Genomic DNA, 21782 nt, shown 5'->3' on the forward strand with positions numbered 1-21782 from the left:
TTGCGCCGGGGGTTATCGATGCCAAAATCGGTTTTTCGGTTCCTGTCGCGACAGCCTGAAGCAGTCGAACTCGAAAACGACACATATATCCTGCGCCTGCCGCGCTACCAGGACTTCAACCAATGGCACCGGCTGCGCGCCGACAGCCGCCGTTTTCTGGAGCCCTGGGAGCCGACATGGCGGCGCGACGAGCTGACCGAAGGTTCGTTCCGCGCCCGCGTGATCCGCGGCAAGCAGGAATATGCCTCGGGCCAGGCGATCCCGCTTTTCATCTTCCTGAAGAAGGACATGACGCTCGTCGGCGGCATCACCATCGGCTATATTCGCCGGGGCGCGGCCCAGAGCTGCATGATCGGCTACTGGATGGGCGAACGTTATGCCGGCCAGGGCCATATGTTCGCCGCACTTGAACTGGTTATTCCCTATATCTTCGCCGGGCTTGAGTTGCACCGCATCGAAGCAGCCTGTATTCCAGACAACGCACGGAGCATTCGCCTGCTTGAGAAAGCCGGGTTCCAGCGGGAAGGCTACCTGCGCGGATATTTGAAGATCAACGGTCAGTGGCACGATCACGTGATGTTTTCACGCCTCGCCACCGACGCGGATACAGGCAGGAAACCCAACAGCCGATGACCAAAGACCGCATGCTGCTGACGTCACCGTCCGGACGAATGATCGCGGTGATCGCAGCCCTTCTCCTGTCGCTGTTCGCGCTTGTCGCGGGCAGCGCTCGGGCGGCCGAACCGGTCAAGATTTCCCGCGACGACACGGCGCTGGACCTGACGGCCACGACGGAAATCTATGCCAACCAGGGCGAAGCCTTCCAGGTTTCCACCGCCGCCGGCGCAGACGGCATTCGCCGACGCATCGAGGTGCGCGCAAGCTCGGAAAACCATCAGGGCGACTGGGCGGTCTTTGCGCTCGCCAACGTCTCGGAAGAGCAGCTGGAGCGCGTCATCGTCGCGCCGCACTTCCGCCTCGTCAATTCCAAGCTGTTCTGGCCCGACCTCGGCTCGCAACGCATCATCGCGATCACGCCGAGCGAAGGTTTCGCGCTCGACCGCCAGCCGAGCGACGAGGCCGACGTCTTTCGCATCACGCTGAACCCGGGCGCCGTCATCACTTTCGTTGCCGAGCTTGCGACACCCGACCTGCCGCAGATCTATCTGTGGGAGCCGGACGCCTACAAGGATACGATCAACGCGTTTACGCTCTACCGCGGCATCGTGCTCGGCATTGCCGGCCTGCTGGCCGTATTCCTGACGATCCTTTTCGTCGTCAAGGGCACCTCCATGCTGCCGGCGACGGCAGCGCTCGCCTGGGCGGTGCTCGGCTATATCTGCGTCGACTTCGGCTTTCTCGGGAAGCTCATCAGCGTCGCCTCGGCGGATCAACGAATATGGCGCGCCTGTGCGGAGGTGGCGCTCGCCTCCAGTTTCGTGATCTTCCTGTTCACCTATCTCAATCTCAACCGATGGCATGTGCATCTGGGTTATGCCACGCTTGCCTGGGTGCTGGGCCTTGCGCTGCTCTTCGGCGTCGCGATCTACGATCCGTCGATTGCGGCCGGTATTGCGCGGCTCTCCTTCGCGCTGACGGCAGCGACGGGCCTGCTGCTCATCATCTATCTCGGCTTCAACCGCTATGACCGCGCCATCCTGCTGGTGCCCGCCTGGGCGCTGACGCTGGTGTGGCTGTTCGGCGCGTGGCTGACGATCACGGGCCGGCTCGACAACGACATCATCCAGCCCGCACTTGGCGGTGGCCTCGTGCTCATCGTGCTCCTGATCGGCTTTACGGTCATGCAGCATGCCTTTGCGGGCGGCGCCTTCCAGCAGGGGCTGTTTTCCGATCTCGAGCGCCAGTCATTGGCGCTGACGGGCTCCGGCGACATGGTCTGGGACTGGGACGTAGCGCGCGACCGTGTCGTCACCATTCCCGACGTTTCCGTCAAACTCGGCCTTTCGCCGGGGACGATGCACGGGGCGGCGCGCAACTGGCTGCCGCGGCTGCATCCGGACGACCGCGACCGTTTCCGGGCGACGCTGGACGTACTCCTCGAGCATCGCCGCGGGCGCCTGAACCACGAGTTCCGCATCCGCGCCGAAGACGGGCATTTCCACTGGCTGCTCATCCGCGCCCGGCCGGTTCTCGGCTCGAACGGCGAGATCATCCGCTGCGTCGGCACGATCGTCGACGTGACCGAGCAGAAGAATTCGGTCGAGCGGCTGCTGCACGATGCGCTGCACGACAACCTGACGGGCCTGCCGAACCGGCAGGTCTTCCTCGACCGCCTGCAGTCGGTGCTGACCCTCGCGCCGGGCGGCGAGACGCTGCGCCCGACCGTGATGGTGATCGATATCGACCGCTACAAGCTGGTCAACGATTCCCTCGGAGTGGCCGCCGGCGACAATATCCTGATCGCGCTCACGCGGCGCCTGCGCCGCCTGCTGAAGCCGCAGGATACGCTGGCGCGGCTTTCCGGCGACCAGTTCGGCCTCATCCTCGTGTCCGAGCACGATCCGGCCAAGGTTGCCGATTTCGCCGACGCGATGAGCAAGGCGATCATGGTGCCGATCAATTTCTCCAACCGCGAGATCATCCTGACCGCCTCGATCGGCCTCACCTCCTGGGTGGACCAGCAGGAAAGCGCGTCGGGCCTGCTCAGCGATGCCGAACTTGCCATGTACCGGGCCAAACGCGCCGGGGGCAACCGCGTCGAGCCCTTCCAGCCTGCCTTCCGCGATTTCGGCACGGACCGCCTGCAGCTCGAATCCGATCTGCGCCGCGCCATCGAGCGCAAGGAGCTTTCGATGGTCTACCAGCCGATCGCCCGGCTGGAGGATGTCGAGATTGCCGGATTCGAGGCGCTGATGCGCTGGGAACATCCCAAGCGCGGCAATATCCCGCCGTCGGAATTCATCCCGATCGCCGAGGCCTCCGACATTATCGGCGCGCTCGGAATCTTCGCGCTGGAACAGGCGACCAACGACCTGATGGCATGGCAGAACCAGACCGGCGAACTGCCGATCTTCGTTTCCATCAATCTGTCGAGCGTGCAGCTTCTCAACAACGAGCTCTACGACGACGTCCGTTCGGTGCTGGCAAAGACCCATTGCGATCCGGCACGGCTGAAGCTGGAACTGACGGAATCCATGGTCATGGAAAATCCGGAACAGGCGCGCCTCGTGCTGCAGAAGCTGAAGGAAGCCGGCCTCGGCCTGGCGCTCGACGATTTCGGCACCGGCTATTCCTCGCTCGCCTATCTCACCCGCTTCCCCTTCGACACGATCAAGCTCGACAAGGCGCTGGTGCGCGACGACAGCGACAAGAAGGCAACCGTGCTGAGATCGGTCATTTCGATGGCGCGCGAGTTGGAGATGAAGGTGGTCGCCGAAGGCATCGAATCCAACGAGGATGCGATCGAGCTTGCCAAGATGGGCTGCAGCTATGGCCAGAGCTATCTCTTCGGCCCGCCGATGCCGTCGGAATCGGTGCTGCGGCTGCTGCGGGAACGCTTTCCGCTGACCAAGCGGGCCTGAGCGGATTTCGCTCAGGTCTGCGTCCTTGGGGAATGTGGGCAGGAGGCGGCCTGCCGCCTTGCCCTCACCGCCGTGACCGCTATTCTGCCAAAAAACACAACCGGGAGGCACCCTATGATCCTGCACTGCGTATTCATGCGGCTGAAAAGCGCCATGACGCCTGATGACAAGCAGGCGCTGTTCGAGGCCATCGTGGCGTTGAAGCAGGTGATACCGGGCATCCTGGATATCAAATACGGGCCGAATGTCTCGCCCGAGGGGCTGCATGGCGGTTTCGTCGACGGCTTTGCCGTGACTTTCGAGAGCCCGCAGGCTCGGGACGCCTATCTCGTGCATCCCGAGCATGTGGTGGTCGGCGAACGTATCGTTACGTCGACGGATGGAGGCCTGGCCGGCCTGCTGGTCTTCGATCTCGTGCTTTGAGGCCCCGGAGATCAGCTCGATTTCGCCATGGCGGCGGCGAGCTGGTCGACATTGTAGCGGAACATCTTCTCATAGGTCGGGGCAGGCCCCTTCGCGTCCGACAGCGATTCGACGTAGAGTTCGCCGCCGGGCTGCGCGCCGGTTGCGTTGGCGACCTGCCTGACGAGGCGCGGGTCGTTGGAATTTTCGAAGAAATAGGTCTTCACATGTTCCTGCCTGATCTGCTCGATCAGTTTGGAAACGTCGGCGGCCGATGCTTCGCTTTCGGTCGAGAGGCCGAGGGGGGCAAGGAAGCTGACATTATATTCGCGGCCGAAATAGCCGAAAGCGTCGTGGCTGGTCAGCACCTTGCGGCTGCGATCGGCGATCCTGTCGAATTTGGAATGGGCATAGGCGTCCAGTTCGTCGAGCTTGGCGGCATATTTTTCGGCATTGGCCTTATAGGCCGCAGCATCGGCCGGATCGGCCTCCGACAGTGCCTTCTCGATATTGGCGACCCAGACTTTCACATTGACGGGGCTGTTCCAGACATGCGGATCGGTGACGGTCTTGCCGTCCTCCTCCATGGTGCGGGTGTTGATGCCCTCTGAAACCGTGACCGGCTTGCCCTTGTAGCCGGACGCGGTGATGAGGCGATCCATCCAGCCTTCCAGCCCCTCGCCGCTGACAAAGGTGACTTTGGCGGCGTTCAGCGCCTTGGCATCGGCGGGCGACGGCTCGAATTCGTGGGGGTCGCCGTTCGGGCCGACAAGGCTCGTGACCTTGACGTGATCGCCGCCGACCTGGCGAACGACGTCGGCAAGCACGGTGAAGGAGGCAACGACTTTCAGTGTTTCGGCCGAGGCCGGCACGACCGAAAACGCCATCATCAGGGGCAAGGCGGCGGAAAGAAGCAGTCTGCGGGGTATCATTGGTATCTCCTGGTATCAGCCCTTCACATGCGGGCGGGGAAAGAACCGTCGGGCGAGGCCCGACGGGGCGAAGAAGATGGACAGGCCGTAAAGCAAAGCCGCCGTCATGATGATGGTCGGTCCGGATGCGAGTTCGAGATGGTAGGAGGCGATGAGGCCGAGATAGCCGGACGCCACCGCACTGGCGGCAGCGATGACCATCATGGCCGGCAGGCTGCGCGACCAGAGCTGGGCGATCGCGGCCGGCAGCATCATCAGGCCGACGGCCATCAGCGTGCCGAGCGCCTGGAAGCTCGCAACGAGGTTCAGCACCACCAGCAGCAGGAAGAGGAAGTGATAGACAGGCCCGCGCCCGCCGACGGCGCGCAGGAAGCCGGGATCGAAACATTCCGCGACCAATGGCCGGTAGATGAGCGCAAGTGCGAGCAAGGTCACGGATGCGATGGCGCCGATCTGCGTCAGCGCCGGCGCGTCGATCGCAAGGATCGTGCCGAAAAGCACGTGCAGCAGATCGATGTTGGAGCCGCGCAGCGAAACGATGAGGACGCCGAGCGCCAGCGACGCGAGATAGAAGCTTGCGAAACTCGCATCCTCCTGCAGCACGGTCATGCGGCTGACGACGCCTGACAGGAGCGCGACGGAAAGACCGGCGACGAGCCCGCCAATGCCCATGGCCGTCAGCGACAGCGAGCCGGCGACGAGATAACCGACCGCAGCCCCCGGCAAGACGGCATGGCTCATGGCGTCGCCCATCAGGCTCATGCGGCGCAGCAGCAGGAAGACGCCGATGGGACCGGAGCCGAGCCCGAGGCACATGCAGGCGACGAGCGCGCGGCGCATGAAACCGTAATCGGCGAACGGGGCGAAGAAGATATCGTAGGCCGTCATGCCGCGGGCTCGCAGGCTTGCGCATCCTCGTCCCAGCGTTCGGCCATGGCGCGGGCCTGCAGCAGGTTGGCCGACGACAGGACCTGGTGCGTCGGCCCCCAGCCGATCAGCCGGCGGGCGAGCAGAAGGGTGTGCGGGAAATGCGCCCTTACCTGCTCTAAATCATGCAGTACGGCGATGACGGTGCGGCCATCGCCGTGCCAGCGCGCAACGATGTCGAGCAGATCCCTGGTGGTGCGGGCATCGATGGCGGTAAAGGGTTCGTCGAGCAGGATGACGCGGGCATCCTGCAGGAGGAGGCGCGCGAAGAGCACGCGCTGGAACTGGCCGGCCGAGAGCGCGCCGATATGGCGCGTCTCGAAACCTTCGAGCCCGACGGTGGCGAGGGCGGCGCGTGCACGCATCCGGTCCCGCTTGGCGACGCGGCCGAAGGCGCCGGCCGAGCGCCAGCTGCCGAGCAGAACCGTATCGAGAACAGAGATCGGAAAACGCCTGTTGATGTCGGCTGCCTGCGGCAGATAACCGAAATCGGCGCGCTGCAGCCGGTGCTCCACCCGCCCCTCGGCCGGACGCAGCTCCCCCATGATCGCCTTCAGCAAGGTGGATTTTCCCGCACCGTTCGGCCCGGCGATCGCCGTCAGGCTGCCGGGCTGGAACGTGCCGGAGAGATGATGGACTGCCGGATGGCGATCATAAGAGACCGTCAGGTCGTCGAGGCGGATGACCGGCGCGCTCATGGCAGCAGGATCGCCCAATGGATGGCAAGCCAGAGGAGCGCGGCGACGGCAATTGCGCTGCAGGCGCGCAGGAGCGCCGATTGCCCGAGCAGGCTGGTGGCGAAACGTTCGGGGGCGGTCGGCATCTCTTTTCCTTTATGTAATAACATTACGGTTATGTTATAACAATTGCGGCAAGAATGAGGCGCCGAGCTTTCTTGACGCGATGCTATCTAATGCGCATATTTTGTTATCAGGCTTGAACGGAGACGATTGCCATGAACGTATCGATTGGTGAACGCTGGGAGAAATTCGTCGAGCAGGCGGTCAAAGACGGCCGTTACGGCTCGGCAAGCGAAGTCGTGCGCGAGGGGCTGCGGCTGGTGGAGGAGCGGGAGGCGAAGCTGAATGCGCTGCGCCGGGAAATCGCCGAAGCAATCGAAGCCGGCGGCGCTGTGAGCGAGGAAGAGTTGCAGGCCTCGCTGGACGACGTAGAGGCTGAACTGGCAAAGCAAGGTTATTGATTATGCCGCAACTCCGCTTTCTGCAGAGCGCGAAGGCAGATATCGGCCAGATCTTCAGATTCATTGCCGGGGAGAGCGGCAACCGGGCTGTTGCACGCAATTTCACGGATAAGCTCATCCAGAAATGCTCGGAACTTGCATCGCTTCCCGGGCAGATGGGACGGCCGCGCCCGGAACTGGGCGATGGCATCCGCAGCTTTGCCTACAACAACTACGTCATCATATTCCGCTACGCCGGCAATGACTTCGAGGTCGTGAAAGTTTTCGAAGGCCATCGCGATATCGATGCGCATTTCAACGTCCAGCATTGAAAAAGGCGCCCGAGGACGCCTTTGACGCAAACATGGAAAGGCTTCCGGGCTCAGAGCTGTTCGAGCATCGCAGCCGCGCCGGAAACGGTTGCCTGACCGGGCGTTTCCTCGACATTGAGCGACTTTACGACGCCGTCTTCGACCAGCATGGAATAGCGCTTGGAACGGACACCGAGCCCGCCGGCGGAAAGGTCGGCATCGAGGCCGACTGCCTTGGTGAAGGCGGCATCCCAGTCGGCAAGGAAATGGATCTTGCCGAGGCCGCCGGAGGACTGCGCCCAGGCACCCATGACGTGCCAGTCGTTGACCGCCAGAACGGCGATATCGTCCACGCCCTTGGCAAGGATGGCGTCGCGGTTTTCCAGATAGCCCGGCAGGTGATTCAGCGAGCAGGTGGGCGTGAAGGCACCCGGCACGGCGAAGAGCACGACGCGCTTGCCGGCAAAGAGCTGTTCGGTGGTGGTTTCGACCGGGCCGTCAGCCGTCTTTTCCTTGAATGTGGCGGCAGGAAGCTTGTCGCCGATCGCGATAGTCATGGATTTTCTCCTCGGTTCTGGCTGGCTGCGGCAGGGCCGCAGGGGGATCGAGGGGGACTATAAGATGCGGTCACTCAAAGGCAAGCGTGCCTTCCATCGCGCGCGTACCGTCGATGACGAGCACCCCCCATTGTTTGCCGCGGATGTCGTAATTCTTCGGCAGCTTGCCGATGGCGATGTCGGCGGAATAGGCCCTGCCCGCGCGCGCCGCATTCGTCTGCCGGGTAAAAGCATAGCCCGCCGGCCCGGTGACGATGATATCGGGCGTGCTGGCGCCCTCCTCCGGCAGAGTGATCTTCAGGGAAAGCTGCTTCATATCGGGAGACAGGATATGGGCGACGACCTTAAAATCGGCGGACGGCGCCTCGGGAAGGCGGGCGGCGGCACTCTGGAGGATCGTTTCCTCCTGCGGGCGCGACTGGGCGGCACCACCGAGTTTCAGGGAAAGCTGCGCCTGGAAAGGAATGCAGATATCCTTGCAGATGCCGATGAAGGCGGTAGCGTCGAGCGTGACAGGGCCAGCCTTCGGCGCGGTCAGCGACAGCGGCAGGGTGACGGGCGCATCGTAGCCGATATCCTCGACCTTGCCGCTCACGATATGTTTGGGAACGGGATAGGAAACGACGTCGAGCGTCACGCCGCTTTGCGGCGCGATGGTGATCTGCGGCGGGATGCCGTTGTTGCCCGGTTCGCGCCAATAGGTGATCCAGCCCGGTTTCGGCTCGATCTGCAGGCCGGCCCTGATATGGCCGTCGGCGTCCGGCGACAGCGCCACGAGCCGCATGCGGCCGCCCTCGTTCTGCGCCCAGTCGCTCATTTCGGCCTGCGCCGGATGCGACAGTCCAAGCATGGACACAGCCGAAACGACCGCAATTATTAAGGACCCCGCGCGCAATGAAATAACTCTCATGGAACAAGGGTTTACAGAAACTTGCCTGTTGCCGCCAGAAGTCCCGGCCATTTAAACCTTCATTTTCGGTTGATTGATTTGTGACATTGGCCCATGTTTCTCTTGTCGGAGCCTTTGTGCGGTCTGGCGGCAGGAGGAACCATGTCCCTAGCAACGCTGAAGAACAGACGGGAACGCGGATTTTTCGACGGTCAGTTCCTGATCGCCATGCCCGGCATGGAAGATCGCAACTTCGCACGCACGGTGATTTACATCTGCGCCCATTCGGACGCGGGGGCCATGGGCTTCGTCATCAATCGTCCGCAGAGCCTTACCTTCACCGATGTCCTGCTGCATCTCGACATGATCAAGCAGGAGGATTCCATCGTGCTGCCGAAGGATGCGCGGGAATTTCCGATCCAGACCGGCGGGCCGGTGGAGAGCGGCCGCGGTTTCGTGCTGCATTCCGACGACTATGTCAGCGATTCCTCCATCCCCGTCAGCGACGATATCTGCCTGACGGCAACGCTCGATATCGTGCGCGCCATCTCCAGGGGCGGCGGTCCGAAGCGGGCCACCATGCTGCTCGGCTATTCCTCCTGGGGTGCAGGCCAGCTCGAAAACGAGGTCGCCGCCAATGGCTGGCTCAACTGCGCGGCCAACGAGGAGCTGATCTTCGACCGCTGCCTCGACGACAAATATGAACGGGCGCTTGCCAGCATGGGCATCACGCCGGCCATGCTCTCGGCCGAAGCCGGCCACGCCTGACCGCATCATTCCGGAACGAAACCCGCTCACTGGCGTTTCCTGTCGGCAAGCGCGGACACCCCGTCCGCCATCCGAGAGGAGAGATCGATATGGGTAGCACTGGCGACAAGATTTCCGGCAAGGTCAACGAGATGGCCGGCAAGGCGAAGAAGACGGCCGGCAAGGCCACCGGCAACCGTGAAATGCAGGCCAAGGGCGGCATGCAGGAAGCCAAGGGCAAGGCCCAGGTCGCAACCGGCAAGGCCAAGGACAAGCTGAAGGGCGCAGTCGACCGGCTCTGACGCCGTCTTCATTCGCGCGTATGATGCCTGTCGCACCCGCCTGCGGCGGGCATTTTCCGTCCCATCCTGCCTGTAGGGGGCTGCCATGAGGTTGTTTGCCTGCGACAATTGCGACCAGGTCATCCATTTCGACAACAGGCAGTGCGTGCGCTGCAACCACCGTCTCGGCTTCCTGCCCGGCGATCTTTCCATGCACGCACTGGAATCGCGCGACGAGGTGAACTGGCAGCTCGTTTCCGATCCGAACCGGCTCGTGCGGTTCTGCGCCAATGCCGGTCTCGACATCTGCAACTGGCTGGTCGACGACGGCAACGATTTCTGCCTCGCCTGCCGGCACAACCGGTTGGTGCCGAATACCGATACGCAAGAGGGCATCGACCGCTGGCGGCGCATCAGCCAGGCGCAGCGCCACCTCTTCTATTCGCTGCTGCGCTGGTCGCTGCCGCATCCCGACCGGCAGGAGGATCCGCAAGGCGGGCTCGTCTTCGATTTTCTCGAAGACGCCGTGCAGACCGACGGCAATGTCGTGCCGGCCATGACCGGGCATGAGGAAGGGCTCATCGCCATCCGCGCGGCCGAGGCCGACGATGTGACCCGCGAGCAGGCGCGCACGGCGATGGACGAACCCTACCGCACGCTGCTCGGCCATTTCCGCCATGAAACCGGGCATTTCATCTGGAACAAGCTGGTGCGCGACCGCAATGGCCTCGACGCATTCCGCGCCGTCTTCGGCGACGAGCGACAGGATTATGGTGCGGCCTTGCAGGACCGTTATGCCAACGGGCCGGCGCCCGGCTGGCAGGACAGTTTCATCAGCGCCTATGCCTCCGTCCATCCCTGGGAGGATTTTGCCGAATGTTTCGCGCATTACCTGCATATCGTCGATACGCTGGAGACGGCCCGCAGTTTCGGCATGGCGATCGACCCGCGCGGGCACGAGGAGATTGCGGCCGAGGTGGATTTCAATCCCTACCGGGCGCAGAGCGCCGAACAGCTTGTCAGCGCCTGGGTGCCGCTCAGCCTTGCGATCAACGCCATCCAGCGCAGCATGGGACAGCCGGATTCCTATCCCTTCGTCCTGTCGCCGCCGGTCGTGGCAAAACTCGAATATATGCACCAGCTGATACGGAATGCCGCCGCCGAAGAGCGGCAGGCGGCGTGATCAACCGGCCCGCCTGGTCTTCTTGAACGGCTCCATGCCCTTGCGGGCGAGTTCGTCGGCGCGCTCGTTCTCGGGGTGGCCGGCATGGCCCTTGACCCAGTGGAGCGTTACCTTGTGGCGGTTGCGGGCCTCTTCCAGCGCCTGCCACAGCTCGGCATTCTTCACCGGCTTGTTGTCGGATGTTTTCCAGCCGTTCTTCTTCCAGCCGAAAATCCACTTGGAAATACCGTCCTTGACATAGGCGCTGTCGGTATAGAGATCGACCTCGCAGGGCTCCTTCAGGGCGCTGAGGGCGGAGATGGCCGCAAGAAGCTCCATGCGGTTGTTGGTGGTTTCCGCCTCGCCGCCGGAAAGCTCCTTTTCCACCTCGCCGTAACGCAGCACCGCGCCCCAGCCGCCGGGGCCGGGATTGCCGGAGCAGGCGCCGTCCGTGAAGATATCGATGTGTTTCATAGGCTCAGTCCATATTCCGCCGGCGAGGAGATCTGGCGGTGGAAGCGCAGCTTGCGCAGATATTCCAGCGGATCCTTCTTGGTGACCATCGCGCCTTCGGGCGTCGTCAGCCAGTCGTAGAGACGGGTCAGGAAGAAGCGCAGGGCCGAGCCGCGGGAGAGGATCGGCAGGGCACCGATTTCGGCCTCGCTCAGCGGGCGCACGCTCTGATAGCCTTCCAGCAATTGCGTGCCCTTGGTGACGTTATAGGCGCCATCCTTCTCGAAACACCAGGCGTTGAGGCAGATCGAGACGTCGTAGGCGAGCAGATCGTTGCAGGCGAAGTAGAAATCGATGAGGCCCGAAAGTTCGTCATCCAGGAAGAAGACGTTGTCGGGGAAAAGATCGGCGTGGATGACGCCGGCGGGCAGATCCTTCGGCCAATAGGCCCGCAGGAAATCGAGATCGCCGCGGATTTCGTTCTGCAGACCGGGTTCGACCTCGTCGGCCCGCGCCTCGGACTTGTCCCAGAGCGTTTGCCAGCCGTCGAGCGACAGCGCGTTCGGCCGGCTCAGGGCGAAACCTTCGCCCGCGACATGCATCTGCGCCAGCGCCTTGCCGACTTCGCGGCAATGTCTGGCTTCAGGCTTTCTCAGCCACATGCCCTCCAGAAAGGATATGAGCGCGGCGGGGCGACCCGAAAGCGTGCCGAGCAGCGCGCCGTCCTTGCGCGGCAGCGGCAGCGGGCAGGACAGGCCACCGGCCGACAGATGCTGCATGAGGCCGAGGAAGAAGGGCAGATCGCTCTTTTCCACCCGCTTCTCGTAAAGCGTCAGGATGAGCGGCGCCTTGGACGTGTGCAGCAGGAAATTGGAATTCTCCACACCTTCGGCAATGCCCTTGTAGGAGAGCAGCGTGCCGGCGTCATATTCGGTGAGGAACCATCTCAGATCGTCTTCGGCGATATCGGTGTAAACTGCCAAGGTGGGTCTCTCACTGTAGAGGCGGTATCATCGGATAGGCAGGGCAGCCGCCCTCGCCTCATTCCCCGTTCACGAATGCCATGTCGGCCGTGGTCAGTTCAAGGCTGCGCAGTTCGCGGTTGACAAGGAAATGCTCGTTTTCCTGCACGGTTTCGGCAAGCTCGACGCGGGCATCGAAGCGGGTGCGGAAGGCCTCGATGATCTCGTTGACGATCACTTCCGGGGCGGAAGCGCCGGCGGACAGGCCGAGCGTGGCAATCGGGCCGATCTCGTCCCAGTCGAGTTCGGAGGCGCGCTGCACGAGGATCGACTTCTTCGCCCCGGCCCGGAGCGCCACTTCGACGAGCCGCTTGGAATTGGAGGAATTCGGCGCGCCGACGATGATGAAGAGATCGCAGCCGGGGGCGGCTTCCTTGACCACTTCCTGGCGGTTGGTCGTGGCGTAGCAGATGGAATCGGCAGCCGGCGCCTGCAGCTTGGGGAAGCGCTCTTCCAGCCGCTTGATGACGCCGGCGGTATCGTCGACCGAGAGCGTCGTCTGGGTGACGTAGCCGAGATTGTCCGGATCGGCCGGTTCGTAGGCGTCCACGTCCTCCACCGTCTCGATGAGAGAAACGGTACCTTCCGGCAGCTGGCCCATGGTGCCGATCACTTCCGGGTGGCCGGCATGGCCGATCAGGATGACGTGGCGGCCGAGGCGGTTGTGGCGCATCGCCTGTTTGTGGACCTTGGAGACCAGCGGACAGGTGGCGTCGAGATAGAAGAGGTTGCGGGCATTGGCATCCTCGGGCACGGATTTCGGCACGCCATGGGCCGAAAAGACGACCGGCTGGGCGCGGTGTTCGGCCGGGATCTCGTCAAGCTCCTCGACGAAGACGGCGCCCTTGGCCTCCAGGCCTTCCACGACATAGCGGTTATGGACGATCTCGTGGCGGACATAGACGGGCGCGCCATAGGCCTTCAGCGCCAGCACGACGATCTGGATCGCACGGTCGACGCCGGCGCAGAAACCGCGCGGACCGCAGAGCCTGATCGTCAAAGGAGGTTTTGCCGCAATGTTCATGACATATCCAGGTTAAGCTTCAGGGACCTCTAACCCAATATGGGGTGGAATTGAAGCGATACTATTGCGCCGCACCCTTGCGGGGGCGGAACCAGGAAATGGCGACCACCACGACGAGCACCGCCGCCAACCCATACCAGGTGAAGGCATATTGAAGATGGTCGTTCGGCAGATCGACCTGCGTGACGCCGCCGATCGGGAGGCCCGCCGGGTTGGGCGTGGAATCGGCATCGACGAAGAAGGGCACGACGCTGGCCTTGTCGAGATCGACGCTGGAAGCCATCACGTCGAGATCCTTCCAGTAGAAGATGTTTTTCGCCACGTCATTGTCGGGCACCAGCCAGGAGGGTTTTGCCGGAAGTCTGGCGCGCGCAAGGCCGGTCACTGTCTGCTGGTCGGTCAGCTGGCCCTGCATGCGCATTTCCGGCTCCTTGTTCTCAAAGGGAACGAAGCCTCTGTTGACGAAGAGATAGCGCCCGTCGGCAAGCTGCAGCGGCGTGTAGATGTAATAGCCGGTCTGGCCGCGCCAGGTGGCGAAGAAGTGGCGCTCCTTGTTGTTGACGTAACGGCCGGTGGCCGTGACCGTGCGGTATTCGATATCCCCGCCCTTGGCCGCCAGCGCTTCGATATCGGCGAGCGGAACCGGCGCGGCGGCGCGGCGCGCGGCGATATCGGCAAGCAGCCCCTCCTTCCAGTGAAGGCGCTCCACCTGCCAGGTGCCGAGCGAAATCAGGATGGCAAGCGCGGCGAGAACGGCGATGCCGGTGAAGACCGGCAGCCTGCGGCGCGGAGCCGGACTTTCGATGTCAGTCACTCAGGCGTCCCTCGCGGGCATTGTGGCGGTATTGCATGGCGATGAGAATGCCCTTGCACCAGCGCAGCGCCAGCAGCGAGAGAACGATCGTCAGCGGGCCGAAGAGCAGGATGTGAACCCAGATCGGCGGAGCGTAGTTGACCTGCAGCCAGAGCACCGAGCCGATGACGATGAAACCGACGATCAGGATGACGAAGACGGCGGGACCATCGCCGGCATCGGCAAAGGAATAGTCGAGCCCGCAGGCGGCACAGCGCGGCTTGAGGCCAAGCACGCCATCGAAGAGCTGGCCGTGACCGCAGCGCGGGCAGCATCCCTTGATGCCGGTCTTGACCGGATCGACCGGCGGAAATTGCGCGCTCTCTTCGTTCATGCCCACCTCCTTTTGGACGGCTTTTCGGCTTCTGCCTTAACTCTCCCATAAAGTATTCGCATCCCGAAAGGAAATACCTGCGCGATTTCGCCTCGGTGATTCGCGCCAAACAGAAGAAGAAGACTGATGAGCAACGATAGCCATGCTGGACAGATCATAATCCTGAACGGCGCGCCGCGAAGCGGCAAATCGAGCATTGCGCGCGCAATCCAGAACGAATTCTCGGGGCCGTGGATCAACCTCGGCGTCGATACCTACAATGCCATGACGCCGGAGCGCTACCTGCCCGGCATAGGCTTAAGGCCCGGCGGCGAGCGGCCGGACCTCGAGGAGCTGGTGCCGTTCCTCTATGCGGCGCTCTACGAATCGATCGCCATCCATGCGGGATTGGGCCTCAATGTCGTCGCCGACCTTGGCCATCACGACAGCTATTCGCAGCCGCTCGGCATTCTCGGCGATTGCGCCCGGCGCCTGGAGGGCCTCTCGGTGCTGTTCGTCGGTGTCAGATGTCCGCTGGAGACGATCATGCAGCGGCGGGAGATCGTTCAGGAGGGACGCGAGGGCCTCTATCTGCGCGCCAGCGAGGAGATGCCCGTACCGGAACCGGTGCAGCGCTGGCAGGACGAGGTGCATCGCCCCGGCCTCTACGACATGGAGGTCGATACGTCCGTGCTGACGGCGCTCGAATGCGCCGAGGCGATCCGCCACCAGCTGGACCTCGGCATTCCCGAGCCCTCGGCCTTTGAGACGCTGGCCGGCCAGCGATAGGCCGGAGGATCTTTTCAGGGCAAAGAAAAAGGCGGGGCCGACGGCACCCGCCTTTTTCGATTTCTTGTCCGGCCTCGATCAGCCCGCGGCGACCGGAGCGCCCCAGCCGCCCCAGACGTAGATGCAGAAGAACAGGAACAGCCAGACGACGTCGACGAAATGCCAGTACCAGGCAGCCGCCTCGAAGCCGAAATGCTGCTTCGGGGTGAAATCGCCGCGCAGCGCACGGATGAGGCAGACCAGCAGGAAGATGGTGCCGACCAGGACGTGGAAGCCGTGGAAGCCGGTGGCCATGAAGAAGGTCGCGCCATAGATCGAGTTGCGGAACTCGAAGGGAGCGTGGGCATATTCATAGGCCTGCACGGAGGAGAAGAGTATGCCGAGCAGGACGGTCAGGGTCAGTCCCTGAACGAGACCCTTGCGATCGTTGTGCAGCAGGGCATGGTGCGCCCAGGTCACCGTCGTGCCCGACAGCAGCAGGATGACGGTGTTGTAGATCGGCAGGTGCCAGGGATCGAGAACCTCGATGCCCTTCGGCGGCCAGACGCCGCCGGTATAGGCAAGGCGCGAGGCCTGGATGGCTTCGTGCGGATAAAGGCTGGCGTCGAAATAGGCCCAGAACCAGGCGACGAAGAACATCACTTCCGAAGCGATGAACATGATCATGCCGTAGCGCAGGTGCAGCGACACGACGCGCGTATGGGCGCCCTCGTGGGCTTCCTTCACGGTATCGGACCACCAGCCGTACATGACGTAGAAAACGACGGCCAGGCCGATGAAGAAGACCCACGGATGAGCCCATTCGATGCCGAGAACATGCAGCGAGCCGCCGTTCAGGTAGCGCATGTAGCCGACGCCGCCGAAGGCCATCAGGAATGCGCCGAGCGAGGCCAGTATCGGCCACGGGCTCGGAGCTATGATGTGATAGTCGTGATTTTTCTGATGAGCATCGGCCATGTCAGATCCCCGGTGTCTTCCTTCTCCGCTTCCGGCGCTGCCGGAAACACTCCTCAATCAAAGTTTCTTTTCAGCCTGTCCCGCACTACCCTCATTCGAAGCCACCGGCTTCGGACCCTCTTTGGGATAGAACGTGTAGGACAGCGTGACCGTGCGAATGCTTTTCGATTCAGCGGCCTTGGTAATTTCCGGATCGATGTAGAACACGACCGGCATTTCAAGCTTTTCGCCCGGCTTCAGGTCCGTTTCATTAAAGCAGAAACATTGCACCTTGTTGAAATAGGCGCCCGCCTCGCCCGGCGTCACGTTGAAGATCGCCTGGCCGCGCTGGGTCTCGTTGGAACGGTTCTCGGCGATGAAATTGACCTGGATCGTTTCGCCGATCCTCGGATTGACCTCGCGCTCGACCGGCTTGAACTCCCATTGCAGGCCGGGAGCGACATTGGCGTCGAAGGTGACACGCATGGTGCGGTCGAGAATGACGCTCGAGGCCTGATCGACGCGCTGCGTCGTGCCGTTATAACCCGTCACCTGGCAGAAGAGCCGGTAGAGCGGCACGGCGGCATAGCTTGCGGCGCCCATGCCGACGACGAAGCTCAGGCACATGAAGACGACGGCGGCATTGTTGCGCGGCTTCTTCGGTGCGTTGACGGCGTCGCTCATCCCATCAGCCTCCATGCGCCAGGAACTTGATGATGGTGATGGCGTAGAAAAGGATCACCAGGCCGGCGAGCACGACGCCGAGTGCGATGTTGCGGTTGCGGCGCGACTTGCGCTGCGCTTCCGTCAGCTTGACCAGCTCCATCAGAACGAGCCTCCTGCATACGAGACCAGCACGGCGACCAGCCGGTCGAGCATCAGCGCGGAGAACACGGCGAAGAGATAGAAGATCGAGAAGCCGAAGAGCTTCTTCGCCGGGATCATCTTCAGGTCGCCGTCGGGCATGCGCCAGACGGCGATGGAACAGTATATGAAGACCGCACCGAGCGCCGCAGCGACCACCCCGTAACCGGCGCTGGCAAAGCCGAGGACCGTCGGCAGCACGGCGCAAACGGCCGTCAGCACGGCATAGGCGACGATCTGGTGCTTGGTGGTGCGTTCACCCGAAACGTTCGGCAGCATCGGCACGCCGACGGCCTCATAGTCGCGCATCTTGAACAGCGCGAGCGCCCAGAAATGCGCCGGCGTCCACAGGAAGATGATGAGGAAAAGAACCGTGCTTTCGATCGTGACGGAATTGGTCACGCAGGCCCAGCCGATCATCGGCGGGAAAGCGCCGGCGGCGCCGCCGATGACGATGTTCTGCGGCGTCGAGCGCTTCAGCCACATCGTGTAGATGACGACATAGAAGAAAATGGTGAAGGCGAGGATGAAGGCCGACAGCCAGTTGACCGCCAGACCCAGGATCGTCACCGAAAAGCAGGAGAGCACGAGGCCGAAGGCCAGCGCTTCCTTGGGCATGATGCGGCCGGCCGGGATCGGGCGCTTGGCAGTGCGGCTCATGACGGCGTCGATATCGGCGTCATACCACATGTTCAGCGCGCCCGAGGCGCCGGCGCCGACGGCAATGCAGAGAATGGCGATCAGGCCGAGGATCGGGTTGATGTGGCCCGGTGCCAGCACAAGGCCGGCAAAAGCCGTGAAGACGACGAGCGACATGACCCGCGGCTTCAGAAGCTCGAAATAATCGCGCGCGCCGGCTTCCGACAGGCGGAAGTCGCCGTCTTCAGCAAGAGCCTCGTGATTGTCGAAAACCGTCATCATTCCGTCCTGATTTATCAATCGTCAGACGCCGCAGGAGCCTGCGGCGTCTGGACCCGGCATCTTACTTGATGCGCGGAAGCTGTTCCCACTGGTGGTAGGGCGGCGGCGAAGGCAGCTGCCATTCGAGCGTCGTTGCGCCCTCGCCCCAGGGATTGTCACCGGCAACGCGCTTCCTGGCGAAGGCTTCCCAGACGCCGACGAGGAAAATGATCACGCCGACGAAGGAAATGTAGGAGCCGACCGACGAGACATAGTTCCAGCCGGCGAACGCATCGGGATAGTCGATGTAGCGGCGCGGCATGCCGGCGAGGCCGAGGAAGTGCTGCGGGAAGAACACGAGATTGACGCCGACAAACATGACCCAGAAGTGCAGCTTGCCGAGGAACTCGTTGTACATGTAGCCGGTCATCTTCGGGAACCAGTAGTACCAGGCAGCGAAGATGGCGAAGACGGCGCCGAGCGACAGAACGTAGTGGAAGTGCGCCACGACGTAATAGGTGTCATGCAGCGAGCGGTCGAGGCCGGCGTTGGCGAGCTGGACGCCCGTCACGCCACCGACGGTAAAGAGGAAGATGAAGCCGATCGCCCAGATCATCGGGGTGCGGAAGGTGATCGAGCCACCCCACATCGTCGCGATCCAGGAGAAGATCTTCACGCCCGTCGGAACGGCGATGACCATCGTCGCGAAGACGAAGTAGCGCTGCGCGTCGAGCGACAGGCCGACCGTGTACATGTGGTGCGCCCAGACGACGAAGCCGACGGCGCCGATGGCGACCATGGCATAGGCCATGCCGAGATAACCGAAGACCGGCTTCTTCGAGAAGGTCGATACGATATGGCTGATGATGCCGAAGCCCGGCAGGATCAGGATGTAGACTTCCGGATGACCGAAGAACCAGAACAGGTGCTGGTAGAGGATCGGGTCCCCGCCGCCTTCCGGCGCGAAGAAGGCCGTACCGAAGTTACGGTCGGTCAAAAGCATGGTGATGGCGCCGGCCAGAACCGGCAGCGACAGCAGCAGCAGGAAGGCGGTGATCAGAACGGCCCAGGCGAAGAGCGGCATCTTGTGCAGCGTCATGCCCGGAGCGCGCATGTTCAGGATCGTGGTGATGAAGTTGATCGCGCCGAGGATCGAGGACGCGCCGGCGATATGCAGCGCAAAGATCGCAAGGTCGACCGCAGGCCCCGGATGACCGCCGACGGCAAGCGGCGGATACATGGTCCAGCCGCCGCCCGCGCCATAGGCGCCGGCCGGGCCTTCGACGAACATCGAAATGACCAGCAGCAGGAATGCCGGAACGATCAGCCAGAAGGAAATGTTGTTCAGGCGCGGGAAGGCCATATCCGGCGCGCCGATCATGATCGGCACCATCCAGTTGGCGAAACCGCCGATCATCGCCGGCATGACCATGAAGAAGATCATGATCAGCGCGTGAGCGGTGGTGAAGACGTTGAACATATGCTTGGCGCCGTCGATCGCCGCATCGCCTTCGTAGCCGTAGACCATGGAGGCCAGGCCGTGGAAGATCTGGATGCCCGGCTCCTGCAGCTCCATGCGCATGGCAACGGAGAGAAGGCCGCCGATGATGCCAGCGAAGATCGCAAAGATCAGGTAGAGCGTGCCGATGTCCTTGTGGTTCGTGGAGAAGAACCAGCGGTCGGCAAAGCTCGGCGCATGTGCGTGATCGTGATGGTCGTCATGCGCATGGGCGTCATGAGCGTGGTGATCATGAGAATGATCGTCGTGAGCGGAAGGTCCAGCCATTGTCCCGATCCCTATCTTACTTTGCGACGTTTTCAGCGACATCGACGGTCTTTGCAGGACCATCGACAGCGGCGATCAGTGTCTTGTAGGCGCCGGGCAAGTCGGTGGCGGCCGTGGTCAGCCACTGCTTGTACTTGTCCTCGGAGACGACGCGGATGGCGATCGGCATGAACGCATGGTCCTTGCCGCAAAGCTCGGAACACTGGCCGTAGAAGAGGCCTTCGCGCTCGGCGCGGAACCAGGTCTCGTTCAGGCGGCCCGGAACGGCGTCGATCTTGATGCCGAAGGACGGCATGGCGAAAGCGTGGATAACGTCGGTCGGCGCGGCTGTGACGAGCACGCGGACGGTCTTGTTGACCGGCAGAACGAGTTCGTTGTCGACGGCGAGCAGGCGCGGATAGACGGAAAGATCGGTCTTGCCGGCAGCGGCGCGATCCGGCTCCTTCAGAAGATAGGAATCGAAGGCGACGGGCGTTTCGCCAGAACCTTCATATTCGTAGTTCCACTGCCACTGGGTCGCGGTCGCCTTGATGGTGACATCGGGGTTCTCCGGCAGGGTGAGCTGCGCAGTCAGCAGGTTGAAGGAGGGAACGGCAAGGAAGAGAAGCACGAGGACCGGCCCCACGGTCCAGATGACTTCGATCAGCGTGTTGTGGCTCGTCTTGGAGGGAACCGGGTTCGCCGAAGCGCGGAACTTCACGCAGACCACGACGAGCAGAACGAGAACGAACAGCGTGATCGGAACGATGAACCACAGCGTATATTGTTCGAACCAGTGGATCTCCCGCATGATCGGCGTTGCTGCCGGCTGCAGGGTCGCCTGCCACGGCATCGGCTGATCGGCATATGTGCCGGAAGCAAAAAGCAGACAGACCAGCGCGGTCAGAGCTGCAAAAGCCTTCTTTATCACCTTAAAATCTCCCTCGAGCGCTGATCTACATCAAATAGGACGCAGAATCTTGCCATCTTCTGCGCTTCAAACCACAGTTTGGCATCCGCCGCAACAGGCAGAAGCAATTGTCTATGCGGCATTTTTGCTCAAAGGCCGCCTCCCCGCCCGCGACAAAACATTGCAAGCTTTTCATCAGCATACGAAAAACGCGCCCGAGGGCCAATCCGCCCGCTGCACATTCTTTTGGCGAGGTCCTATTTCTGCCGCAGTCCCCCGGTTTTCACGGGGTGGGGCTTTTCATTTTCTGTGGGCAGCTTCACAAATAGCGGCAATGATTCGATATCCAGAGGTTTTCATGGGTTTCCGTTCCCTCTCGCGGTCGCTTCTTCTGACCGCAGGCATCGCGGCCGCCGCGACGAGCCCCGTTTTTGCGCAGCAGACGCCGACGCCGGCACAGTCGCGCCCCGCCACGCCGGCTGCGAAGCCCGCCGCTCCGGCGCCGCAGGCCGCCCCGTCCGCGACCCCGAATGTCGAGCAGGTGACGCCCAGCCAGACGCAGCCGCAGGCTCCCGGCACGGTCCGTTCCAACCACGGCGCATGGTCCGTCGTCTGCGACAAGCCGGCCGGCGCCTCGACCGAGCAGTGCGCGCTGATGCAGAACGTCATCGCCGAAGACCGTCCGGAAGTGGGCCTCTCCGTCGTCATCCTGAAGACGGCCGACCGCAAGTCGAAGATCCTGCGCGTGCTGGCGCCGCTCGGCGTGCTGCTGCCCAACGGCCTCGGCCTCAATGTCGACGGCAAGGATATCGGCCGCGCCTATTTCGTGCGCTGCTTTGCGGACGGCTGCTATGCCGAAGTCGTGCTCGAGGACGAACTGCTGAAGACCTTCCGCAGCGGCGCGCAGGCAACCTTCATCGTCTTCCAGACGCCGGAGGAAGGCATCGGCATCCCCGTCGACCTCAAAGGCTTCGCGGAAGGCTACGACGCCCTGCCCTGATCGGCAGGGCTTGCTCGCGCAGC

General features: G+C 62.7%; 27 protein-coding genes. 10 read left to right on the top strand and 17 right to left on the bottom strand.

What is annotated here, in order from left to right:
• Positions 1-18: 18 nt before the first annotated feature.
• The 3 genes from ACU8HS_RS04435 (at position 19) to ACU8HS_RS04445 (ending at position 3965) form a co-directional block, all read left to right on the top strand.
• Entirely contained in the window at positions 19-633 is a 615-nt protein-coding gene (locus ACU8HS_RS04435; RefSeq protein WP_112568357.1) for a GNAT family N-acetyltransferase, read from the top strand.
• A complete protein-coding gene (locus ACU8HS_RS04440) occupies positions 630-3542 on the top strand; it encodes an EAL domain-containing protein (protein WP_112568355.1) in 2913 nt (970 codons plus the stop codon). The genes ACU8HS_RS04435 and ACU8HS_RS04440 overlap by 4 nt, the downstream gene beginning before the upstream one ends.
• A gap of 114 nt (positions 3543-3656) precedes the next feature.
• Positions 3657-3965, top strand: a complete 309-nt coding sequence (locus ACU8HS_RS04445; protein WP_112568353.1) for a Dabb family protein — start codon at positions 3657-3659, stop codon at positions 3963-3965.
• Positions 3966-3976: 11 nt separating this feature from the next.
• Here the strand turns inward: ACU8HS_RS04445 and ACU8HS_RS04450 are convergent, their stop codons facing one another.
• The 4 genes from ACU8HS_RS04450 to ACU8HS_RS04465 are packed head-to-tail and all read right to left on the bottom strand — an operon-like array spanning position 3977 to position 6626.
• On the bottom strand, positions 3977-4876 hold the full coding sequence (locus ACU8HS_RS04450) for a metal ABC transporter substrate-binding protein (protein ID WP_112758219.1): 900 nt from the start codon (positions 4874-4876) through the stop codon (positions 3977-3979).
• A gap of 15 nt (positions 4877-4891) precedes the next feature.
• Positions 4892-5764: a metal ABC transporter permease gene (locus ACU8HS_RS04455; RefSeq protein WP_447015474.1), complete on the bottom strand. Its 873-nt coding sequence runs from the start codon at positions 5762-5764 to the stop codon at positions 4892-4894.
• Entirely contained in the window at positions 5761-6501 is a 741-nt protein-coding gene (locus ACU8HS_RS04460; RefSeq protein ID WP_447015475.1) for a metal ABC transporter ATP-binding protein, read from the bottom strand. Before ACU8HS_RS04460 ends, ACU8HS_RS04455 begins: the two co-directional genes overlap by 4 nt.
• Positions 6498-6626: a hypothetical protein gene (locus ACU8HS_RS04465; RefSeq protein WP_377313229.1), complete on the bottom strand. Its 129-nt coding sequence runs from the start codon at positions 6624-6626 to the stop codon at positions 6498-6500. Before ACU8HS_RS04465 ends, ACU8HS_RS04460 begins: the two co-directional genes overlap by 4 nt.
• A gap of 132 nt (positions 6627-6758) precedes the next feature.
• On the opposite strand from ACU8HS_RS04465, the gene ACU8HS_RS04470 reads away from it, so the two are divergent.
• On the top strand, positions 6759-7004 hold the full coding sequence (locus ACU8HS_RS04470) for a type II toxin-antitoxin system ParD family antitoxin (protein ID WP_112568345.1): 246 nt from the start codon (positions 6759-6761) through the stop codon (positions 7002-7004).
• 2 nt (positions 7005-7006) lie between these two features.
• The gene (locus ACU8HS_RS04475; protein ID WP_112568343.1) at positions 7007-7315 is read left to right on the top strand and encodes a type II toxin-antitoxin system RelE/ParE family toxin; all 309 of its coding nucleotides are present in this window, start codon (positions 7007-7009) and stop codon (positions 7313-7315) included.
• A 50-nt stretch (positions 7316-7365) separates the two neighbouring features.
• On the opposite strand, the gene ACU8HS_RS04480 is transcribed toward ACU8HS_RS04475, so the two are convergent.
• Complete coding sequence (locus tag ACU8HS_RS04480) at positions 7366-7851, bottom strand: peroxiredoxin (protein ID WP_112568341.1); 486 nt, start codon at positions 7849-7851, stop codon at positions 7366-7368.
• 70 nt (positions 7852-7921) lie between these two features.
• Positions 7922-8761: a protein-disulfide reductase DsbD domain-containing protein gene (locus tag ACU8HS_RS04485; protein WP_447015476.1), complete on the bottom strand. Its 840-nt coding sequence runs from the start codon at positions 8759-8761 to the stop codon at positions 7922-7924.
• A gap of 141 nt (positions 8762-8902) precedes the next feature.
• Here ACU8HS_RS04485 and ACU8HS_RS04490 point away from each other — a divergent pair, with 141 nt between their 5' ends.
• From ACU8HS_RS04490 to ACU8HS_RS04500, 3 genes are all read left to right on the top strand, one after another.
• Positions 8903-9508, top strand: coding sequence for a YqgE/AlgH family protein (locus tag ACU8HS_RS04490; protein ID WP_112568337.1), 606 nt, complete (start codon positions 8903-8905; stop codon positions 9506-9508).
• A gap of 89 nt (positions 9509-9597) precedes the next feature.
• Positions 9598-9789: a CsbD family protein gene (locus tag ACU8HS_RS04495; protein WP_112568335.1), complete on the top strand. Its 192-nt coding sequence runs from the start codon at positions 9598-9600 to the stop codon at positions 9787-9789.
• An 85-nt stretch (positions 9790-9874) separates the two neighbouring features.
• Positions 9875-10951 carry a zinc-binding metallopeptidase family protein gene (locus ACU8HS_RS04500; RefSeq protein WP_377313232.1) on the top strand — a complete coding sequence of 359 codons (1077 nt, stop codon included), beginning with the start codon at positions 9875-9877 and terminating at the stop codon, positions 10949-10951.
• Here the strand turns inward: ACU8HS_RS04500 and rnhA are convergent, their stop codons facing one another.
• From rnhA to ACU8HS_RS04525, 5 genes are all read right to left on the bottom strand, one after another.
• A complete protein-coding gene (gene rnhA / locus ACU8HS_RS04505) occupies positions 10952-11404 on the bottom strand; it encodes a ribonuclease HI (protein ID WP_447015477.1) in 453 nt (150 codons plus the stop codon).
• A complete protein-coding gene (locus tag ACU8HS_RS04510) occupies positions 11401-12366 on the bottom strand; it encodes a homoserine kinase (protein WP_447015478.1) in 966 nt (321 codons plus the stop codon). Before ACU8HS_RS04510 ends, rnhA begins: the two co-directional genes overlap by 4 nt.
• Positions 12367-12424: 58 nt before the next feature.
• The gene (gene ispH, locus ACU8HS_RS04515; protein ID WP_112568327.1) at positions 12425-13429 is read right to left on the bottom strand and encodes a 4-hydroxy-3-methylbut-2-enyl diphosphate reductase; all 1005 of its coding nucleotides are present in this window, start codon (positions 13427-13429) and stop codon (positions 12425-12427) included.
• A 61-nt stretch (positions 13430-13490) separates the two neighbouring features.
• Positions 13491-14243, bottom strand: a complete 753-nt coding sequence (locus ACU8HS_RS04520) for an SURF1 family protein (RefSeq protein ID WP_112568325.1) — start codon at positions 14241-14243, stop codon at positions 13491-13493.
• Positions 14236-14616: a DUF983 domain-containing protein gene (locus ACU8HS_RS04525; RefSeq protein WP_112704307.1), complete on the bottom strand. Its 381-nt coding sequence runs from the start codon at positions 14614-14616 to the stop codon at positions 14236-14238. Before ACU8HS_RS04525 ends, ACU8HS_RS04520 begins: the two co-directional genes overlap by 8 nt.
• Before the next feature lie 126 nt (positions 14617-14742).
• Here ACU8HS_RS04525 and ACU8HS_RS04530 point away from each other — a divergent pair, with 126 nt between their 5' ends.
• Positions 14743-15384 (top strand): chloramphenicol phosphotransferase CPT family protein, encoded by a 642-nt coding sequence (locus tag ACU8HS_RS04530; RefSeq protein WP_447015479.1) that lies wholly within the window; start codon positions 14743-14745, stop codon positions 15382-15384.
• A gap of 78 nt (positions 15385-15462) precedes the next feature.
• Here the strand turns inward: ACU8HS_RS04530 and ACU8HS_RS04535 are convergent, their stop codons facing one another.
• The 6 genes from ACU8HS_RS04535 to coxB all read right to left on the bottom strand — a co-directional run bounded on the left by ACU8HS_RS04535 (position 15463) and on the right by coxB (position 20780).
• Positions 15463-16341: a cytochrome c oxidase subunit 3 gene (locus tag ACU8HS_RS04535; RefSeq protein WP_112704309.1), complete on the bottom strand. Its 879-nt coding sequence runs from the start codon at positions 16339-16341 to the stop codon at positions 15463-15465.
• A 57-nt stretch (positions 16342-16398) separates the two neighbouring features.
• Positions 16399-17004, bottom strand: a complete 606-nt coding sequence (locus tag ACU8HS_RS04540; protein WP_112568317.1) for a cytochrome c oxidase assembly protein — start codon at positions 17002-17004, stop codon at positions 16399-16401.
• Between the two features lie 4 nt (positions 17005-17008).
• Positions 17009-17146, bottom strand: a complete 138-nt coding sequence (locus ACU8HS_RS04545) for a hypothetical protein (RefSeq protein WP_377313235.1) — start codon at positions 17144-17146, stop codon at positions 17009-17011.
• On the bottom strand, positions 17146-18102 hold the full coding sequence (locus ACU8HS_RS04550; protein WP_112568744.1) for a heme o synthase: 957 nt from the start codon (positions 18100-18102) through the stop codon (positions 17146-17148). Before ACU8HS_RS04550 ends, ACU8HS_RS04545 begins: the two co-directional genes overlap by 1 nt.
• Positions 18103-18166: 64 nt before the next feature.
• Positions 18167-19870 (bottom strand): cytochrome c oxidase subunit I, encoded by a 1704-nt coding sequence (gene ctaD / locus ACU8HS_RS04555; RefSeq protein ID WP_112758205.1) that lies wholly within the window; start codon positions 19868-19870, stop codon positions 18167-18169.
• 16 nt (positions 19871-19886) lie between these two features.
• Complete coding sequence (gene coxB / locus ACU8HS_RS04560; protein WP_113414469.1) at positions 19887-20780, bottom strand: cytochrome c oxidase subunit II; 894 nt, start codon at positions 20778-20780, stop codon at positions 19887-19889.
• A gap of 313 nt (positions 20781-21093) precedes the next feature.
• Here coxB and ACU8HS_RS04565 point away from each other — a divergent pair, with 313 nt between their 5' ends.
• Positions 21094-21759 carry an invasion associated locus B family protein gene (locus ACU8HS_RS04565; RefSeq protein ID WP_447015480.1) on the top strand — a complete coding sequence of 222 codons (666 nt, stop codon included), beginning with the start codon at positions 21094-21096 and terminating at the stop codon, positions 21757-21759.
• Positions 21760-21782: the final 23 nt, after the last annotated feature.

The organism is Rhizobium sp. KDH_Rht_773_N (genome assembly GCF_052946295.1).

Excerpts from the sequence above, each read along its gene's own strand:
- ACU8HS_RS04455 (WP_447015474.1), bottom strand. The coding sequence starts at position 5,764 with ATGACGGCCTACGATATCTTCTTCGCCCCGTTCGCCGATTACGGTTTC.
- ACU8HS_RS04475 (WP_112568343.1), top strand. The coding sequence starts at position 7,007 with ATGCCGCAACTCCGCTTTCTGCAGAGCGCGAAGGCAGATATCGGCCAG.
- ACU8HS_RS04490 (WP_112568337.1), top strand. The coding sequence starts at position 8,903 with ATGTCCCTAGCAACGCTGAAGAACAGACGGGAACGCGGATTTTTCGAC.
- ACU8HS_RS04445 (WP_112568353.1), top strand. The coding sequence starts at position 3,657 with ATGATCCTGCACTGCGTATTCATGCGGCTGAAAAGCGCCATGACGCCT.
- ACU8HS_RS04435 (WP_112568357.1), top strand. The coding sequence starts at position 19 with ATGCCAAAATCGGTTTTTCGGTTCCTGTCGCGACAGCCTGAAGCAGTC.
- ACU8HS_RS04545 (WP_377313235.1), bottom strand. The coding sequence starts at position 17,146 with ATGGAGCTGGTCAAGCTGACGGAAGCGCAGCGCAAGTCGCGCCGCAAC.
- rnhA (WP_447015477.1), bottom strand. The coding sequence starts at position 11,404 with ATGAAACACATCGATATCTTCACGGACGGCGCCTGCTCCGGCAATCCC.
- ctaD (WP_112758205.1), bottom strand. The coding sequence starts at position 19,870 with ATGGCTGGACCTTCCGCTCACGACGATCATTCTCATGATCACCACGCT.
- ACU8HS_RS04535 (WP_112704309.1), bottom strand. The coding sequence starts at position 16,341 with ATGGCCGATGCTCATCAGAAAAATCACGACTATCACATCATAGCTCCG.
- ACU8HS_RS04500 (WP_377313232.1), top strand. The coding sequence starts at position 9,875 with ATGAGGTTGTTTGCCTGCGACAATTGCGACCAGGTCATCCATTTCGAC.
- ACU8HS_RS04550 (WP_112568744.1), bottom strand. The coding sequence starts at position 18,102 with ATGACGGTTTTCGACAATCACGAGGCTCTTGCTGAAGACGGCGACTTC.
- ACU8HS_RS04450 (WP_112758219.1), bottom strand. The coding sequence starts at position 4,876 with ATGATACCCCGCAGACTGCTTCTTTCCGCCGCCTTGCCCCTGATGATG.
- ACU8HS_RS04465 (WP_377313229.1), bottom strand. The coding sequence starts at position 6,626 with ATGCCGACCGCCCCCGAACGTTTCGCCACCAGCCTGCTCGGGCAATCG.
- ACU8HS_RS04440 (WP_112568355.1), top strand. The coding sequence starts at position 630 with ATGACCAAAGACCGCATGCTGCTGACGTCACCGTCCGGACGAATGATC.
- ACU8HS_RS04480 (WP_112568341.1), bottom strand. The coding sequence starts at position 7,851 with ATGACTATCGCGATCGGCGACAAGCTTCCTGCCGCCACATTCAAGGAA.
- ACU8HS_RS04525 (WP_112704307.1), bottom strand. The coding sequence starts at position 14,616 with ATGAACGAAGAGAGCGCGCAATTTCCGCCGGTCGATCCGGTCAAGACC.
- ACU8HS_RS04565 (WP_447015480.1), top strand. The coding sequence starts at position 21,094 with ATGATTCGATATCCAGAGGTTTTCATGGGTTTCCGTTCCCTCTCGCGG.
- ACU8HS_RS04495 (WP_112568335.1), top strand. The coding sequence starts at position 9,598 with ATGGGTAGCACTGGCGACAAGATTTCCGGCAAGGTCAACGAGATGGCC.
- ACU8HS_RS04470 (WP_112568345.1), top strand. The coding sequence starts at position 6,759 with ATGAACGTATCGATTGGTGAACGCTGGGAGAAATTCGTCGAGCAGGCG.
- ACU8HS_RS04460 (WP_447015475.1), bottom strand. The coding sequence starts at position 6,501 with ATGAGCGCGCCGGTCATCCGCCTCGACGACCTGACGGTCTCTTATGAT.
- ispH (WP_112568327.1), bottom strand. The coding sequence starts at position 13,429 with ATGAACATTGCGGCAAAACCTCCTTTGACGATCAGGCTCTGCGGTCCG.
- ACU8HS_RS04485 (WP_447015476.1), bottom strand. The coding sequence starts at position 8,761 with ATGAGAGTTATTTCATTGCGCGCGGGGTCCTTAATAATTGCGGTCGTT.
- ACU8HS_RS04530 (WP_447015479.1), top strand. The coding sequence starts at position 14,743 with ATGAGCAACGATAGCCATGCTGGACAGATCATAATCCTGAACGGCGCG.
- ACU8HS_RS04540 (WP_112568317.1), bottom strand. The coding sequence starts at position 17,004 with ATGAGCGACGCCGTCAACGCACCGAAGAAGCCGCGCAACAATGCCGCC.